Annotated in this window: 14 protein-coding genes; 5 read left to right on the top strand and 9 right to left on the bottom strand. The window is 72.1% G+C overall.

The features are described 5' to 3' along the window. Window position 1 precedes the first annotated feature (1 nt). The 4 genes from IO40_RS0124115 to IO40_RS0124100 all read right to left on the bottom strand — a co-directional run bounded on the left by IO40_RS0124115 (window position 2) and on the right by IO40_RS0124100 (window position 4,175). On the bottom strand, window positions 2-847 hold the full coding sequence (locus IO40_RS0124115) for an arylamine N-acetyltransferase family protein (protein ID WP_031176113.1): 846 nt from the start codon (window positions 845-847) through the stop codon (window positions 2-4). A gap of 171 nt (window positions 848-1,018) precedes the next feature. Further along, on the bottom strand, window positions 1,019-2,755 hold the full coding sequence (locus IO40_RS0124110; protein ID WP_234335597.1) for a phospho-sugar mutase: 1,737 nt from the start codon (window positions 2,753-2,755) through the stop codon (window positions 1,019-1,021). A 50-nt stretch (window positions 2,756-2,805) separates the two neighbouring features. Further along, on the bottom strand, window positions 2,806-3,627 hold the full coding sequence (locus IO40_RS0124105; protein ID WP_016469400.1) for a purine-nucleoside phosphorylase: 822 nt from the start codon (window positions 3,625-3,627) through the stop codon (window positions 2,806-2,808). 110 nt (window positions 3,628-3,737) lie between these two features. Next, window positions 3,738-4,175 carry a gamma-glutamylcyclotransferase family protein gene (locus IO40_RS0124100; protein WP_016469401.1) on the bottom strand — a complete coding sequence of 146 codons (438 nt, stop codon included), beginning with the start codon at window positions 4,173-4,175 and terminating at the stop codon, window positions 3,738-3,740. 516 nt (window positions 4,176-4,691) lie between these two features. Between IO40_RS0124100 and IO40_RS0124095 the strand changes: the two genes are divergently transcribed. After that, on the top strand, window positions 4,692-6,134 hold the full coding sequence (locus IO40_RS0124095) for an NAD(P)H-quinone dehydrogenase (protein WP_031176111.1): 1,443 nt from the start codon (window positions 4,692-4,694) through the stop codon (window positions 6,132-6,134). Between the two features lie 177 nt (window positions 6,135-6,311). Next, a complete protein-coding gene (locus IO40_RS0124090; RefSeq protein ID WP_016469403.1) occupies window positions 6,312-7,214 on the top strand; it encodes a DeoR/GlpR family DNA-binding transcription regulator in 903 nt (300 codons plus the stop codon). Between the two features lie 104 nt (window positions 7,215-7,318). Here the strand turns inward: IO40_RS0124090 and IO40_RS0124085 are convergent, their stop codons facing one another. After that, a complete protein-coding gene (locus tag IO40_RS0124085; protein ID WP_031176110.1) occupies window positions 7,319-9,100 on the bottom strand; it encodes an acetyl/propionyl/methylcrotonyl-CoA carboxylase subunit alpha in 1,782 nt (593 codons plus the stop codon). Between the two features lie 412 nt (window positions 9,101-9,512). Between IO40_RS0124085 and IO40_RS0124080 the strand changes: the two genes are divergently transcribed. Further along, window positions 9,513-10,016, top strand: a complete 504-nt coding sequence (locus tag IO40_RS0124080; RefSeq protein ID WP_031176109.1) for a hypothetical protein — start codon at window positions 9,513-9,515, stop codon at window positions 10,014-10,016. Here the strand turns inward: IO40_RS0124080 and IO40_RS0124075 are convergent. The 4 genes from IO40_RS0124075 to IO40_RS0124060 all read right to left on the bottom strand — a co-directional run bounded on the left by IO40_RS0124075 (window position 9,991) and on the right by IO40_RS0124060 (window position 12,781). Continuing rightward, on the bottom strand, window positions 9,991-10,614 hold the full coding sequence (locus tag IO40_RS0124075; RefSeq protein WP_031176108.1) for a Maf family protein: 624 nt from the start codon (window positions 10,612-10,614) through the stop codon (window positions 9,991-9,993). The two genes, IO40_RS0124080 and IO40_RS0124075, sit on opposite strands and share 26 nt — an antisense overlap. A 25-nt stretch (window positions 10,615-10,639) precedes the next feature. Continuing rightward, entirely contained in the window at window positions 10,640-10,777 is a 138-nt protein-coding gene (gene mmpB, locus IO40_RS38030) for a morphogenic membrane protein MmpB (protein WP_016469407.1), read from the bottom strand. Between the two features lie 95 nt (window positions 10,778-10,872). Further along, entirely contained in the window at window positions 10,873-11,118 is a 246-nt protein-coding gene (locus tag IO40_RS0124065; protein WP_016469408.1) for an acyl-CoA carboxylase subunit epsilon, read from the bottom strand. 73 nt (window positions 11,119-11,191) lie between these two features. Continuing rightward, window positions 11,192-12,781, bottom strand: coding sequence for an acyl-CoA carboxylase subunit beta (locus IO40_RS0124060; RefSeq protein WP_016469409.1), 1,590 nt, complete (start codon window positions 12,779-12,781; stop codon window positions 11,192-11,194). Window positions 12,782-13,166: 385 nt separating this feature from the next. Between IO40_RS0124060 and IO40_RS0124055 the strand changes: the two genes are divergently transcribed. Then, window positions 13,167-14,018, top strand: a complete 852-nt coding sequence (locus IO40_RS0124055) for a biotin--[acetyl-CoA-carboxylase] ligase (RefSeq protein WP_030409121.1) — start codon at window positions 13,167-13,169, stop codon at window positions 14,016-14,018. A gap of 210 nt (window positions 14,019-14,228) precedes the next feature. Continuing rightward, window positions 14,229-15,515, top strand: a complete 1,287-nt coding sequence (locus tag IO40_RS0124050; protein ID WP_031031785.1) for an adenylate/guanylate cyclase domain-containing protein — start codon at window positions 14,229-14,231, stop codon at window positions 15,513-15,515. Window positions 15,516-15,517 lie beyond the last annotated feature (2 nt).

The following is a 15,517-nucleotide window of genomic DNA, read 5'->3' as shown; positions in this document are numbered from 1 at the left end:
CTCAGCGGGCGCGCTCGGCCCGTTCCGTCCGCTCCACCAGGAGTTCCGCCTCCGCGTCGGGCAGATCCTGGCCGAAGGTGTCGGCGAGCACCTTGGGCAGTTCGGCCGGCTCCAGCAGGCGTTCCTCGTCGGGGGAGAGACTGGTGGCGGCCGTGGTCGTCCACGTCAGACCGTCGAGTTGGTCGGTGCGCTCGGGCCGGATGCGCTGGACGAAGGGGCGGGAGACGAACGGCGAGTGGGAGCTGGTGGCGATGAAGTGGTTGCCGACCCGGTAGTCGGCCGGGTACTGGGGGTTCTCCGTGAAGGTGTGGCGTGCCGTCCAGCCGCCTCCGGCGTCCCGGTGGTGCAGGACCCAGCCGTCCGCGCCGGGGGTGATCTCGGTGCGGCGCAGCAGGAACCGCCGGCCGTCGATGACCGGCTCGTTGCCGTCGGTCAGTTCGATGACGTCCAGCGGGCTCGCGCCGAAGCCGATGTCGCTGAGCCAGCGCCGGCCGTCCACGGTGACGAGCAGCATCGCGTGCGTGGCCGGGAGGATCTTGTCGGTCCCCATCCGGATGCGGCCGGAGACGCCGGTGAAGGTGAAGCCGAGCCTCTCCAACGCCGCCGCGTAGAGCAGGATGTGTTCGAAGCAGTAACCGCCCCGGCCCCGGCGGATCAGCTTGTCCTGGATGTCGGCCAGATCCAGGGACACGGACCCGCGCAGGAAGGCGTCGAGGTTGTCCCAGCGCACGGTCAGCACATGGGCGCGGTGCAGGGCGCGCAGCGTCTCCAGGGTGGGCGCGCGGTCGCCCTCGTACCCGAGGTGTGCGAGGTACGCGTCGAGGTCGAGCTGGTCACCGTGCCACATGGTCGCGCCTTTCCCTGGTTCCGTTCCGCGGTCGCACGGTCCGGCAGCGGACGCACGACCACACCTCGCAACAACCCGTGACAAAAGGCGGCTATTCCGGTGTCCGACAGTCGAACACCGGAACAGCCGCCTGTTGCCGCCGGGAGCCGATGGGCCTCCGGCGGTGTGCGCTCACAGCCCCGTGGCCTGCTTCAGATCGTCCTTGAACCGGGCGAGCACCGCCGCGGCGCGCTCCCGCGCGGCACCCAGATCGGCCGGCCCGTCCACCGGGGCGACGACCTCCAGATAGCACTTGAGCTTGGGCTCGGTGCCGCTGGGACGGACCACGATCCGGCCGCCGCCGATCCCGTCGGCGCCCGCGAGCCGGTACCGCAGCCCGTCGGTGGGCGGCAGCTCGGCGGAGCCCTGGCTCAGATCGTCGGTCTCGGCCACCTCCAGCCCGCCGAGCGAGACCGGCGGCCGGCCGCGCAGCCGTTCCATCGCGGTGGGGATCAGCGACAGGTCCGCGACCCGGACCGAGAGCTGGTCGGTGGCGTGGACGCCGTACTCGACGTCCAGGTCGTCCAGCAGGTCGGTCAGGGTGCGCCCGGCCGTCTTCAGCTCCGCGGCCAGCTCGGCCACCAGCAGCGCGGCCGTGATGCCGTCCTTGTCGCGGACGCCCTCGGGGTCCACGCAGTAGCCCAGCGCCTCCTCGTAGCCGTAGCGCAGCCCCTCCACCCGGGCCAGCCACTTGAAGCCGGTCAGCGTCTCCGTGTACGGCAGCCCGGCGGCCTCGGCGATACGGGACAGCAGCGACGAGGAGACGATGGTGGTCGCGAACGTGCCCTTGGCGTGCTTGTGGATCAGATGGGTGGCCAGCAGGGCGCCCACCTGGTCGCCGCGGAGCATCCGCCAGCCGGCGTCGGCGGCCGGGTCCGGGACGGCGACACCGCAGCGGTCGGCGTCCGGGTCGTTGGCGATGATCACGTCCGGCCGTTCGCCGTGCTCGGCCTCCCAGGCGCGGGCGGTGGCGAAGGCCCGGTCCATCGCGCCGGGCTCCTCCGGGTTGGGGAAGGCCACGGTGGAGAAGTCCGGGTCCGGCTCGGCCTGCTCCGGCACCGGCACGGGCGCGGGGAAGCCGGCCCGCTCGAAGGCGAGCTGCGCCGTACGGTGGCCGACACCGTGCATCGCCGTGTGGACGATACGCACCTGCCGCGGCGATCCCTCCGTGAGGACGGCACCGGTGCGCGCCAGGTAGGAGTCGAGCACGTCGTCGCCGAGCACCTCCCAACCGCTGTCGGCGAGCGGCACCCCGGACAGCGGACCGACCGCGGCGATCTCGGCCGCGATCTCGCCGTCCGCGGGCGGCACGATCTGCAGACCGTCACCGAGGTAGACCTTGTAACCGTTGTCCCGGGGCGGGTTGTGGCTGGCGGTGACCATGACCCCGGCGGCGGCCCCCAGATGGCGTACGGCGAACGCCAGCACCGGGGTGGGCAGCGGCGCGGGCAGCACGGCGGCCCGCAGCCCCGCGCCGACCATGACGGCGGCGGTGTCGCGGGCGAAGTCGGCGCTCTTGTACCGGGCGTCGTACCCGACCACGACGAGGGGCTGCTCCCCGTCGGCCTCGCGGGCGCGCAGATGGGCCGCGATCCCGGCCGCCGCCCGGATGACGACGGCACGGTTCATCCGCATCGGACCCGCGCCCAGTTCGCCGCGCAGACCCGCCGTGCCGAACTGGAGAGTGCCCGAGAAACGGTCCCGCAGCTCGTCGGTGCGGCCGTCCTCGATCAGCGCGGCCAGCTCCTGACGGGTCTGGGGGTCCGGGTCCTCGGCCAGCCAGTCACGGGCCCGGGCCAGCAGCGCCGCGTCGGCGTCCGCGGTCGCCTCCCGCGCGTCGGTCACGTCGTCCCGCAGGCCGTCGCTCATGGTGTCTGTCCTGCCTTTCGCGGTGGGAAGGGAAGGGGGCGAGGCGGAGGTCAGAGCCGCTGGAGCACCTGCGCGAGCAGGGTGCCCATCCGGGCGGCCGACTCCCGGCCCGCCTGGAGGACCTCCTCGTGGTTGAGGGGCTCACCGGTCATGCCCGCTGCCAGATTGGTGACCAGCGAGACGCCGAGCACCTCGGCCCCGGCCTCGCGCGCCGCGATGGCCTCCAGGACAGTGGACATGCCCACCAGGTCACCGCCGATCGCCCGGACGAAACCGATCTCCGCGGGGGTCTCGTAGTGCGGCCCGGGGAACTGGACGTAGACGCCTTCCTCCAGCGTCGGGTCGATCTCCTGGCACAGCGCCCGCAGCCGCGGCGAGTACAGGTCGGTCAGATCGACGAAGTTGGCGCCGACGATGGGGGAGGTGGCGGTCAGATTGATGTGGTCGCTGATCAGCACCGGCTGGCCGGGCCGCATGCCCTCGCGCAGGCCGCCGCAGCCGTTGGTGAGGATGATCGTCTTGCAGCCCGCCGCCACGGCCGTACGCACCCCGTGCGCGACGGCCGCGACCCCGCGGCCCTCGTACGCGTGCGTACGGCCGAGGAAGACGAGCGCGCGCTTGTCGCCCACCCGGTGCGAGCGGATCTTGCCGGCGTGACCTGCGACGGCCGGCGGCGGGAACCCCGGCAGTTCGGTGACCGACAGCTCGTGGTCGGCCACCCCGAGCGCGTCGGCGGCGGGCACCCAGCCGGAGCCCATGACGAGGGCCACGTCGTGGGTCTCCTCGCCGGTCAGGGCCCGCAGCGCGGCGGCGGCTTCCTCGGCGGAACGGTAGGGGTCATCGGGGATGTGCGTCGTGGCTGATGCGTTCACGCGACGAGGGTAGCCCTTTTTCGCCTACGCGCGTAGACACCGGGTGGAAGTCCGGACGAACACACGGACGACCCCACCCGGGCCACTGCCCCGTGTGTGCGTTCCACCGGCTAGCAGGGCCGCTTGCGCAGCCCCATCACATAGTCGTGCGGCGCCCCCGCCGACTCCGCCGCATCGGCGATGTCCCCCAGATAGCGCGCCGAGGGCAGCCCGCCCTCGTACCCGTTCAGGACGTAGCACCAGGCCGCCTCCTGCCCCTCCAGCGTGTCCACCCGCACCCGCATCCGCCGGTACATGTCCAGACCGACCCCCTCCCAGCGGTCCATGGACTCCTCGTCCGGCGGCGCGATGTCGTACAGCGCGACGAAGACCTGCGACCCAGGCGCCTCCACCATCGTGGCCAGCGCCCCGTCCCAGCCCATGTGCTCGCCTCCGAACGTGAGCCGCCAGTCGGTGATCCAGCCGGTGCCGTGGAGGGGGCTGTGAGGTGCGCGGCGGGCCATGAGACGGGCGTCGAGGTTGGCCGCGTACGCGGCGTAGAGCGACATCCCCCGAGCCTAAGCGAGCACCCCCCACTCCCTCCCCCTCACCGAACAACACCTCACCCGTCCTGGCACCTACCGCTTGGTACCCCAACGGAAAGCAACAACGAACATCAACGGAGTCACCGGCCTTACCAAGGTCGTCCGCCGCAGGGCGGGGCTCTTTCACGTCCACGGGCTTGCGCTCTTTCGGCCGGGGGTCCTAGGGGGCGAAGCCCCCTAGCGGGGGGCCGTTGGGGGGCGGAGCCGCCCCAACGCCCGTCCGGCGAGGACCGGGGGTCTGGGGGCGGAGCCCCCAACAAATGGGGGATCACGGGGCCGGAGGCCCCAGCCATGGGGATGAGGGCCCCACCACAGGGGGGAGCCACGGGGCGGAGGCCCCAGCCAAAGGAATGAGGGCCCCACCCGACGAGGGAGAACAAGGGCTGGGCCCCACCCACAGGCCCCAGGGGGCGAAGCCCGGCAGCCGGGGAGCGGGCCCCCAGCGTGCCGCCCCCGCATGGGGTGCGGGACAATGGTCCCGTGACTCGGATCGTGATCATCGGCGGCGGCCCCGGCGGATACGAAGCGGCCCTGGTAGCCGCCCAACTCGGCGCAGAGGTAACCGTCGCCGACTGCGACGGCCTCGGCGGCGCCTCGGTACTCACGGACTGCGTTCCGTCGAAGACGCTGATCGCCACCGCCGAGGTGATGACGAACTTCGACTCCTCGTACGAGGAGCTCGGTATCCGCGTCGAGGACAAGACGTACGACCCGAGTGATCCGGCCCGCGTCGTCGGGGTGGATCTGGGCAGGGTGAACCGCCGGGTCAAGCGCCTGGCGCTGGCCCAGTCGCACGACATCACGGCGGCGGTCACCCGTGCGGGCGGCCGGGTGATGCGGGGTCGGGGCCGGCTGGAGCCGGGTCAGGCCCCGGACGGTTCGCGGGTGGTGACGGTGACGGCGGCGGACGGCAGCCAGGAGCGGCTGACGGCCGACGCGGTTCTGGTGTCCACCGGCGGGCATCCGCGGGAGATACCCGATGCCCGTCCGGACGGTGAGCGCATTCTGAACTGGACGCAGCTCTACGACCTGGAGGAGCAGCCGGAGGAGCTGATCGTGATCGGCTCCGGTGTGACGGGTGCCGAGTTCGCGGGGGCGTACCAGGCGCTGGGTTCGCAGGTGACGCTGGTGTCCTCGCGGGACCGGGTGCTGCCGGGTGAGGACCCGGACGCCGCCGCGGTGCTGGAGGACGTCTTCCGCCGCCGCGGTATGAACGTGATGAGCCGTTCGCGTGCGGCGTCGGCCCGCCGTACGGAGGACGACCGGGTGGAGGTCACTCTCCAGGACGGCCGGACGATCACGGGTACGCACTGTCTGGTGGCGGTCGGGGCGATTCCGAACACGTCGGGCATCGGTCTGGAGGAGGCCGGGGTCCGGCTGAAGGAGTCCGGTCACATCTGGACGGACAAGGTGTCGCGCACGTCGGCGCCGGGTGTGTACGCGGCGGGTGACTGCACCGGTGTGCTGGCGCTGGCCTCGGTGGCGGCGATGCAGGGCCGTATCGCGATGTACCACTTCCTCGGTGACACGGTGAACCCGCTGGATCTGAAGACGGTGTCGGCGAACGTCTTCACGGATCCGGAGATCGCCACGGTGGGCTACACCCAGGCGGACGTCGACAAGGGGCTGATCGAGGCCCGGGTGGTCAAGCTGCCGCTGCTGCGGAATCCGCGGGCGAAGATGCAGGGCATCCGGGACGGCTTCGTGAAGCTGTTCTGCCGTCCGGGTACGGGGATCGTCGTCGGGGGCGTGGTCGTGGCGCCCCGGGCGAGTGAACTGATCCATCCGATCTCGATCGCGGTTGACAACAATCTGACCGTGGAGCAGATCGCGAACACCTTCACGGTGTATCCGTCGCTGACCGGTTCGATCGCCGAGGTGGCCCGTCAGCTGCACAACCGTAAGATGGCCGAGCTGCACTGACGGGTGGCCGGGCGGGGACCGCGACACTGTCCTTGTCCCAAACGGACCCCTATACCACGTTCGGTGCCTCCGTACGAACAACTTCTGTTAATCGGCGCATAGCGCTGAAACAAGACGGTCGTCCGCGTTACTGTCAGTTTCGTGTTCGCTGCGGAACGTCGTCAATTGATCCTTGAAATGGTGCGGGCCAACGGTGCCGTCTCGCTCCGGGAGCTCGCCCGTGTCGTCCAGACCTCCGAAGTGACCGTACGCCGTGACGTACGGGCGCTGGAGGCAGAGGGACTCCTCGACCGCCGTCACGGCGGGGCCGTGTTGCCGGGCGGCTTCACCCGGGAGTCCGGCTTCCCCCAGAAATCGCATCTGGCCACCGCGGAGAAGACGGCGATCGCCGATCTGGCCGCGGGGCTGGTCTCGGAGGGCGAGGCCGTCGTCGTCGGTGCCGGTACGACGACGCAGGAGCTCGCGCGGCGGCTCGCGCGGGTGCCGGGCCTCACCGTCGTCACCAACTCGCTGCTGGTGGCCCAGGCGCTGGCCCACGCCAACCGGGTCGAGGTGGTGATGACGGGCGGCACCCTGCGCGGCTCCAACTACGCGCTGGTCGGCAGCGGCGCCGAGCAGTCCCTCCAGGGGCTGCGGGTCTCCCGCGCGTTCCTGTCCGGCAGCGGGCTGACGGCGGAGCGCGGTCTGTCCACGTCGAACATGCTGTCCGCGAGTGTGGACCGGGCGCTGGTGCAGGCGGCCGGCGAGGTGGTGGTGCTGGCGGACCACACCAAGCTGGGCACCGACACCATGTTCCAGACGGTGCCCACGGATGTGATCACCCGGCTGGTGACGGACGAGCCGCCCGCGCACGACGACCGCGCCGAGGGCGAGCTCCAGGCGCTGGCCGACCGGGGTGTGCAGATCGCCGTCGCCTGTGTGGGGGCGTCGGCGGGCGAGCGGACGCGGCAGGACGTTCCGATGCCGACCCCGCGGCGCGGCGCCCCCCAGGGCGGTCCGGCGGGGCCGACCCATCTGCGGTCCGCCGCGACGGGCCCGACACCGCCGCGGGTGGCGGACCTGGCCCCGCGGCGCCGCTAGCCGCGCATACGACGGCCCCTCGGAGGCGTCCATGGTGTCCATGGCGTCCGAGGGGCCGTCGGCGGCTTCCGGGGTGCGAGGCGGTCCCCCGCACCCCGTGGGCCTCAGTCCTTGATCTCGCAGATGACGGCGCCGGCCGAGACGGAGGCGCCGATCTCGGCGTTGAGGTCCTTGACGGTGCCGGCGCGGTGCGCGTTGATGGGCTGCTCCATCTTCATCGCCTCCAGGACGATGATGAGCTCGCCCTCCTCGACCGTCTGGCCCTCCTCCACGGCGATCTTGACGATGGTGCCCTGCATGGGCGAGGCGAGAGCGTCACCGGAGGCCGCGGAGGCGGACTTCTTGGCCGCCTTGCGCCGCGGCTTGCGGGCACCGCCCTCGACGGCGGCCCGCGCCAGCGGCATACCCAGCGAGGAGGGGAGGGAGACCTCCAGCCGCTTGCCGCCGACCTCGACGACGACGGTCTCGCGGGAGGCTTCCTCGGCGTCCTCGTCCACCGCGGCCGGGGCCGCGAACGGCTTGATCTCGTTGACGAACTCCGTCTCGATCCACCGGGTGTGGACGTCGAAGGGCTCGCCCTCGCGGCCGTCGATCTCGGGGGCGAACGCGGCGTCCCGGACCACGGTGCGGTGGAAGGGGATCGCGGTGGCCATGCCGGTCACCTCGAACTCGTCCAGGGCGCGCGCGGCCCGCTCCAGGGCCTGCTTGCGGGTGGCACCGGTGACGATGAGCTTGGCCAGCAGCGAGTCCCAGGCCGGGCCGATGACCGAGCCGGACTCCACGCCGGCGTCCAGCCGCACGCCCGGGCCGGACGGCGGGGCGAAGGTGGTGACCGTGCCGGGGGCGGGGAGGAAGCTGCGGCCCGGGTCCTCGCCGTTGATGCGGAACTCGAAGGAGTGACCGCGCATCGGCGGGTCGTCGTAGCCCAGTTCCTCGCCGTCGGCGATGCGGAACATCTCGCGGACGAGGTCGAGGCCGGTGACCTCCTCGGTGACCGGGTGCTCGACCTGGAGGCGGGTGTTGACCTCCAGGAAGGAGATGGTGCCGTCCTGCCCGACGAGGAACTCGCAGGTGCCGGCGCCCTCGTAGCCGGCCTCGCGCAGGATCGCCTTCGAGGCGCGGTATAGCTCGGCGTTCTGCTCGTCCGTCAGATACGGGGCGGGCGCCTCCTCCACCAGCTTCTGGTGGCGGCGCTGGAGGGAGCAGTCACGGGTGGAGACGACGACCACGTTGCCGTGCTTGTCGGCCAGGCACTGGGTCTCCACGTGCCGGGGGCGGTCCAGGTAGCGCTCGACGAAGCACTCGCCGCGGCCGAAGGCGGCCACGGCCTCGCGCACGGCCGAGTCGTACAGCTCGGGCACTTCCTCCAGCGTGCGGGCGACCTTGAGGCCGCGCCCGCCACCGCCGAAGGCCGCCTTGATGGCGATCGGCAGACCGTGCTCCTCGGCGAAGGCGACGACCTCGTCCGCGCCGCTGACCGGGTCCTTGGTGCCGGCGACCAGCGGGGCGCCGGCGCGCTGGGCGATGTGCCGGGCGGCGACCTTGTCGCCCAGGTCGCGGATGGCCTGCGGGGGCGGGCCGATCCAGATCAGACCGGCGTCGAGGACCGCCTGGGCGAACTCCGCGTTCTCCGACAGGAATCCGTAACCGGGGTGCACGGCGTCCGCGCCCGAGTCCGCGGCGGCCTTGAGGACCTTCGCCATGTCCAGGTAGCTGGCCGCGGGGGTGTCACCGCCCAGGGCGAACGCCTCGTCGGCCACGCGGACGTGGAGCGCGTCCCGGTCCGGCTCGGCATAAACGGCGACACTCGCGATTCCCGCGTCCCGGCACGCCCGGGCGACGCGGACGGCGATTTCGCCGCGGTTGGCGATGAGCACCTTGCGCACGATGGCTCCCTCCTTGAAACAAGCTGAGTTTAGGTACTGGCGACACCTGACGCCGAGCCGCCAAGGGGGGTGAGCTTGCCCACACGGAGCGTCGTCCGCGGGCCGTGCACAACCGGATCTCCCCTCGTCATCCCACGGTACGCCGCATTCGGCGCGCTTTCGTCAGCCTTGCGGGTGTGGGCTGACTCTCGGTCCTGTTCGAGAGCCGGTGACGCCGGTCTTTGTGGAATCCCTACGAGACGGCAAGCGAAATTTTGCTTGCTGTCCGCTCTCTTGCCCCGCGTTGTACCCGTGAGTAGCGTTCGCCGTGCCAACACACGTACCTGGAGTAACCCGGGGTGTCGCGTGACCGGGAGCCGTCAACGGGCGGCCCCCGCACGGCAGGTGCGAGGGACGAGAAGGGGTGGGCGCGGTGGCAGGGCGCAGACGGGCGGTGGCCGCGGCGGGTGCGGTGGTGCTGTTGCTGGAGGCGGCACTGCTCGTGGGGCTCAATCTCTTCCTGGGGAAGGTCGCCGACGCGCAGCAGATGTCCCTGGCCGGCATCGACCCGCACGCCATGACCGTCTCCGCCGTCATCGGCGCCGTCCTCGTGGGCGGTTACGTCCTGGCCTGCGCGCTGGTGCTCCTCCGCACGGCCGTCCGCGACGTGGCGCCGCACGGCTTCCTCCGCGTGCTGCTGATCAGCTGCGCCGTGGTGCACGGCGTCCTCGGCGCGTTCTGCGTCGGGCTCGTGGGCTGGACGGCGTTCGCCGCCATGATGGTCGTCCTGGGCCTCATCGTCTGGTCGTTGACCTGGTACGGCACCGGAGAGCCGCGCCCCGCCGAGGAGGGCCGCCGGCCCGCCGAGCCGGGTCCTCCGCCGTCCGGGGCGCCGCCCGCGCCCGAGGGGTTCAGCCCGCCGCCCACAACTCGGTGACCGACACCCCCAGCTCGTGCAGCAGCCGGCGCAGCGTCGGCAGCGACAGACCCAGCACGTTGCCGTGGTCGCCCTCGATGCCGTCCACGAACGGGCCGGAACGCCCGTCCAGCGTGAACGCGCCCGCCACGTACAGCGGTTCGCCGGTCGCCACGTAGGCCGCGATCTCCTCGTCCGTCGGCTCGCCGAAGTGCACCGTGGTCGAAGCCGTCACCGAGACGCGCGCCCCCTGCGCACCCGACCGGGTGTCGATGACGCAGTGCCCGGTGTGCAGCACCCCCGAGCGGCCCCGCATGTCCTTCCAGCGGGCCGTCGCGTCCTCGGCGTCGGCGGGCTTGCCCAGCGCACGCCCGTCCAGCTCAAGCACCGAGTCGCAGCCGACGACCAGCGCCTCGGACGCCTCCGCGCGCTCCGCGACCGCCGTCGCCTTCGCCTCGGCCAGCACCCGGGCCAGCGCGGACGGAGTGGGGGCGGTCAGCGCGTCCTCGTCCACACCGCTGACGATGACCTCGGGGGCCATCCCGGCCTGGCGGAGCAGCGCGAGACGGGCGGAGGACGCGGAGGCGAGCACGAGACGCGGAGAGTTCATGCGGGCCATCGTAAGGATGGCGGGCCGCGACGGCTCACGAGTGGGCCGAGGACAGCAACAGCAGCATCACCACCGCCGTCACCACCAGCAGCACCCAGCCGAGCCGGTCGAGCTTCTTCTGGGCCCTGCGCAGGTCCGGCGGCGGCTCGTCCCTGGGGTCGGACCACAGCATGCGGTCCATGGTGCGCGGCGACGGGCGCCGGGGCCTGAGTACGCGTACTCAGAAGCGCCGGGCCCGCCCTCACCCGGCCAGGACGGGGCCGCCCCTCATCCCGGCCAGAACGAACGGCGCCACGCACCCGGGCCCGGCGCCGGCGGCGGGCCCGGCACCGTACGGGCCGGATCGGACCACGCGCCCGGCGCGTGCGGTGCCGCCTCCTCCTCGGGCTGCGGGGCCGAGGCCCGCACCCGCACCACCGCGAGGGCGGCGGCCAGCTCCTCCGGCGTCGGATTGCCCCGCACCACCCGGATGGGCGGCTCGGCCGGTCCCCGGCCGCTCTCGTCGCTCGTCATCACGGCCCCTCCTTCCAGTCCTTCCAGTCCTTCCAGTCCTTCCGGTTCTGGCGGTCCTGCCGGCCCCGGCCCCTCACAGCGGGATGTTGCCGTGCTTCTTCGGCGGCAGCTGCTCACGCTTGGTGCGCAGCGCACGCAGCCCGCGGACGATGTGCCGGCGGGTCTCAGCCGGCCGGATCACCGCGTCCACATAGCCGCGCTCGGCCGCCACGTACGGGTTCAGCAGGGCGTCCTCGTACTCCTGCGTGAGCCGGGCGCGCAGCTCCTCGGTCTCCTCCGGGTCGCCGGCCGCGGCCAGCTTCCTGCGGTGCAGGATGTTGACGGCGCCCTGCGCCCCCATGACGGCGATCTGCGCCGTCGGCCAGGCGAAATTGAGGTCCGCGCCCAGGTGCTTGGAGCCCATCACGTCGTACGCGCCGCCGAACGCCTTCCGCGTGATCACCGTGATCAGCGGCACCGTCGCCTCCGCGTACGCGTAGATCAGCTTCGCGCCGCGCCGGATGATCCCGTCGTACTCCTGGTCCGTCCCCGGCAGGAAGCCCGGCACGTCCACGAACGTGACGACCGGGACGTTGAACGCGTCGCAGGTGCGGACGAACCGGGCCGCCTTCTCGCTCGCGTCGATGTTCAGACAGCCCGCGAAGTGCAGCGGCTGATTGGCCACCACACCCACCGACCGGCCCTCGATCCGCCCGAACCCCGTGATGATGTTCGGCGCGAACAGCGCCTGCGTCTCCAGGAACTCCCCGTCGTCCAGCACGTGCTCGATGACGGTGTGCATGTCGTACGGCTGGTTCGCCGAGTCCGGGATCAGGACGTCCAGCTCCCGGTCCTCCTCCGACGTCTCCAGGTCCGCCTCCTCCGGATAGGCGGGCGGCTCCGACAGATTGTTGGAGGGCAGATACGACAGCAGCGCCTTCACGTACTCGATGGCGTCCTTCTCGTCCCCCGCCATGTGGTGCGCCACACCGGACGTCGCATTGTGCGTCCGGGCCCCGCCCAGCTCCTCGAAGCCCACGTCCTCACCGGTGACCGTTTTGATCACATCCGGCCCCGTGATGAACATGTGCGAGGTCTGGTCCACCATGACCGTGAAGTCCGTGATGGCCGGCGAATAGACCGCGCCGCCCGCGCACGGACCCAGGATCAGACTGATCTGCGGGATCACACCGGAGGCGTGCGTGTTCCGGCGGAAGATCTCCGCGAACAGCCCCAGCGCCGCCACACCCTCCTGGATGCGGGCACCGCCCCCGTCGTTGATGCCGATGACCGGACAGCCCGTCTTGAGGGCGAAGTCCATCACCTTCACGATCTTCTCGCCGTACACCTCACCCAGGGCACCGCCGAAGATCGTGAAGTCCTGCGAGAACACGCACACCGGACGGCCGTCCACGGTGCCGTAGCCGGTGACGACGCCGTCACCGTAGGGGCGGTTCTGCTCGATGCCGAAGTTGGTCGAGCGGTGCCGGGCGAACTCGTCCAGCTCGGTGAAAGAGCCTTCGTCCAAGAGCAGTTCCACGCGCTCGCGCGCGGTCAGCTTGCCCTTGGCGTGCTGCTTCTCCACGGCTCGTGCGGAGCCGGCGTGGACTGCTTCCTCGGTGCGGCGTTCGTGGTCCGCGAGTTTGCCCGCGGTGGTGTGGATGTCTGGGCTGGGCGAGGACATCTCGGAGGGCTCCTTACCGTCGCGGGTTGGCTACCGCCCCGTAGGCTATCGGCGCACACCCCGTTACGGAGTGCGTCGTTGACCACACTCCGCTCCGCCTGGGGGTCCCCCCGGACGGAGTCTGGGGGAGGAGCCGCCCCAACGCCCGTCCGGCGAGGACCGGGGGTTTGGGGGCAGAGCCCCCAACAAATGGGGGAGGACGGGGGCTGAGGCCCCAGCCACCGGGATAAGGGCCCCACCCAATGGGGGAGCACAGGGGCGGAGGCCCCAGCCACAGGGGCGAGGGCCCCACCCACAGGGGGAGCAAGGGGCTGAGGCCCCAGCCAAAGGAACAGCGCCCACCCACGGCGCGGCAAGGGGCCGGAGGCCTCATTAGTGTGGCCGCATGACGCCCAGCCGCTGGTCCGACCTGGACCGCCCCCCGCTCAACGAGTCCGCCCTCCGCAAAGCCCTCCTGCACAAGGAGAACTCCCTCTGGACCGGTCTGGAGGTTCTCCAGACGATCGGTTCGACCAACACGGAGCTGGTCCGGCGCACCCGCGCGGGCGAGGCCCGGCCGGGCACGGTCCTGGTCGCGGAGGAGCAGACGGCCGGCAAGGGCCGGCTGGACCGCAGCTGGACGGCCCCGCCCCGCTCGGGTCTCTTCTTCTCGGTGCTGCTGCGTCCGGAGCCGCCCGCGGAGCGCTGGGGCTGGATCCCGCTGCTGGCCGGTGTCGCCGCGGCCGGCGCGCTGGCCCGTACGGCGGGGGTGGACACCGGTTTGAAGTGGCCGAACGACGTGCTGACCATCCGGGACGGTGAGGAGCGCAAGATCGGCGGGATTCTCGCGGAGCGGGTGGACGAGCATTCCGTCGTCCTCGGCATGGGCCTGAACGTCACTCTGCGCCAGGACGAGCTGCCGGTGCCGACGGCCGGCTCGCTCGCGCTCGCGGGTGCGCAGGGCACCGACCGGGATCCGATCCTGCGGGCGGTGCTGCGGGCGGTCGAGGACTGGTACGGCCGCTGGAGCGAGGCCGGCGGCGACCCGTCGGCGTGCGCTCTGCTGGACGCCTACGCGGCCGGCTGTGTGACGCTCGGCAGGACCGTACGGGCGATGCTCCCCGGCGGTGACGACCTGGTGGGGGAGGCGGTCGCGGTGGACGGTGACGGCCGCCTGGTCATCGCGTCGGAACAGGGCGTACAGCATCCGGTCGCTGCCGGTGACATCGTCCATCTGCGCCCCGCGACCGGAGAGTGAGGTAGCGCACAACTGCCGTATGGTGGGCAACCGGCGGTGACATCGGGTGCCATCCGGCGCCGGTGCCGTCCTCCCGGCCGACGGCCGGGGACCGCTGTGAGCAGGACCGGGCAAGAGGAACGGAAGGGCTGTGCGCAGGGACGACGCGAGGCCGCGACACCACGCCGCGGAAGGTGCGGGGAGGCCGCGGTGACCGCGGGAGAGCCGGGCATGCCCGAACGTGAGACGGGCCCGGCGGGCACCGGCGGTGCCCGGGGCGGCGCAGGCGGTCCGTCCCCGGCCTCATCGGGCCCCGCGGCCTCATCGGGCTCCGCATCCTCGGAGGGCTCTTCGCCCTCGTCCGCCTCACCGGGCGCGGCGCCGGCGGAGTCCGCGAGCGGCGCCCAAGGCCCCGCGGGAACCCCGGGCGGGCCCGCGGGGCGGTCCGCCGGCGGCGGCCAGGACGGGCCCGCCGAGAAGGGCGACCCGGACGACGACCCGGACCCCAGTGCGCTGCGCATCGAGGAGCTGATCCTCGGTGCTGAACGCCAGTACACGCCGTTCCAGGCGGCCCGTGCCGCCGGGGTCTCGATGGAGCTGGCGTCCCGGTTCTGGCGGGCGATGGGCTTCGCCGACGTGGGGCAGGCCCGCGCCCTGACGGAGGCCGACGTGCTGGCCCTGCGCCGGCTGTCCGGTCTGGTGGAGGCGGGGCTGCTGAGCGAGCCGATGGCGGTGCAGGTGGCGCGCTCGACGGGGCAGACCACGGCCCGGCTCGCGGACTGGCAGATCGACTCGTTCCTGATGGGGCTGACCGAGCCGCCGGAGCCGGGGATGACCCGCAACGAAGTGACCTTCCCGCTGGTGCAGTTGCTGCTGCCCGAGCTGGAGGAGTTCCTGGTCTACGTGTGGCGCCGCCAGCTGGCCGCGGCCACCGGCCGGGTCGTCCAGGTCAAGGACGACGACGAGATGGTCAACCGCCGGCAGGCGATCGGTTTCGCGGACCTGGTCGGTTTCACCCGGCTGACGCGGCGCCTGGAGGAGGAGGAACTCGGCGAGCTGGTGGAGGCGTTCGAGACCACCGCCGCCGATCTGGTGGCCGCGCACGGCGGGCGGCTCATCAAGGCGCTGGGGGACGAGGTCCTCTATGTCGCCGAGGACGCGGAGACGGCCGCCGAGATCGGGCTGCGGCTGATCGAGACGATGGCCAACGACGCGACGATGCCCGAGCTGCGGGTCGGTATCGCCTTCGGGACGATGACGACGCGGATGGGCGATGTGTTCGGCAACACCGTGAACCTGGCCAGCCGGCTCACCTCGATAGCGCCGAAGGACACGGTGCTGGTGGACGGGGCGTTCCGTGCGGAGCTGACGGCCTCGGGCGCGGCACCGGAGTCGGAGAAGGAGAGCGAGGACCTGTCCGGCTACCGGTACGCGCTGCAACCGCTCTACCAGCGGCCGGTGCGCGGGCTGGGCGTGGTCGAGCCGTGGCTGCTGCGGCGCCGTACCCCGGAAGGTTAGCG

The organism is Streptomyces albus subsp. albus, assembly GCF_000725885.1.
GTDB lineage: Bacteria > Actinomycetota > Actinomycetes > Streptomycetales > Streptomycetaceae > Streptomyces > Streptomyces albus.
This window is presented reverse-complemented; position numbering and strand designations above follow the sequence as displayed.

Coding starts and splice junctions, on each gene's coding strand:
- IO40_RS0124050 (WP_031031785.1), top strand. CDS start 14,229: ATGCCCGAACGTGAGACGGGCCCGGCGGGCACCGGCGGTGCCCGGGGC.
- mmpB (WP_016469407.1), bottom strand. CDS start 10,777: ATGCTGTGGTCCGACCCCAGGGACGAGCCGCCGCCGGACCTGCGCAGG.
- IO40_RS0124115 (WP_031176113.1), bottom strand. CDS start 847: ATGTGGCACGGTGACCAGCTCGACCTCGACGCGTACCTCGCACACCTC.
- IO40_RS0124075 (WP_031176108.1), bottom strand. CDS start 10,614: ATGGCCCGCATGAACTCTCCGCGTCTCGTGCTCGCCTCCGCGTCCTCC.
- IO40_RS0124110 (WP_234335597.1), bottom strand. CDS start 2,755: ATGAGCGACGGCCTGCGGGACGACGTGACCGACGCGCGGGAGGCGACC.
- IO40_RS0124065 (WP_016469408.1), bottom strand. CDS start 11,118: ATGACGAGCGACGAGAGCGGCCGGGGACCGGCCGAGCCGCCCATCCGG.
- IO40_RS0124055 (WP_030409121.1), top strand. CDS start 13,167: ATGACGCCCAGCCGCTGGTCCGACCTGGACCGCCCCCCGCTCAACGAG.
- IO40_RS0124060 (WP_016469409.1), bottom strand. CDS start 12,781: ATGTCCTCGCCCAGCCCAGACATCCACACCACCGCGGGCAAACTCGCG.
- IO40_RS0124090 (WP_016469403.1), top strand. CDS start 6,312: ATGGTGCGGGCCAACGGTGCCGTCTCGCTCCGGGAGCTCGCCCGTGTC.
- IO40_RS0124100 (WP_016469401.1), bottom strand. CDS start 4,175: ATGTCGCTCTACGCCGCGTACGCGGCCAACCTCGACGCCCGTCTCATG.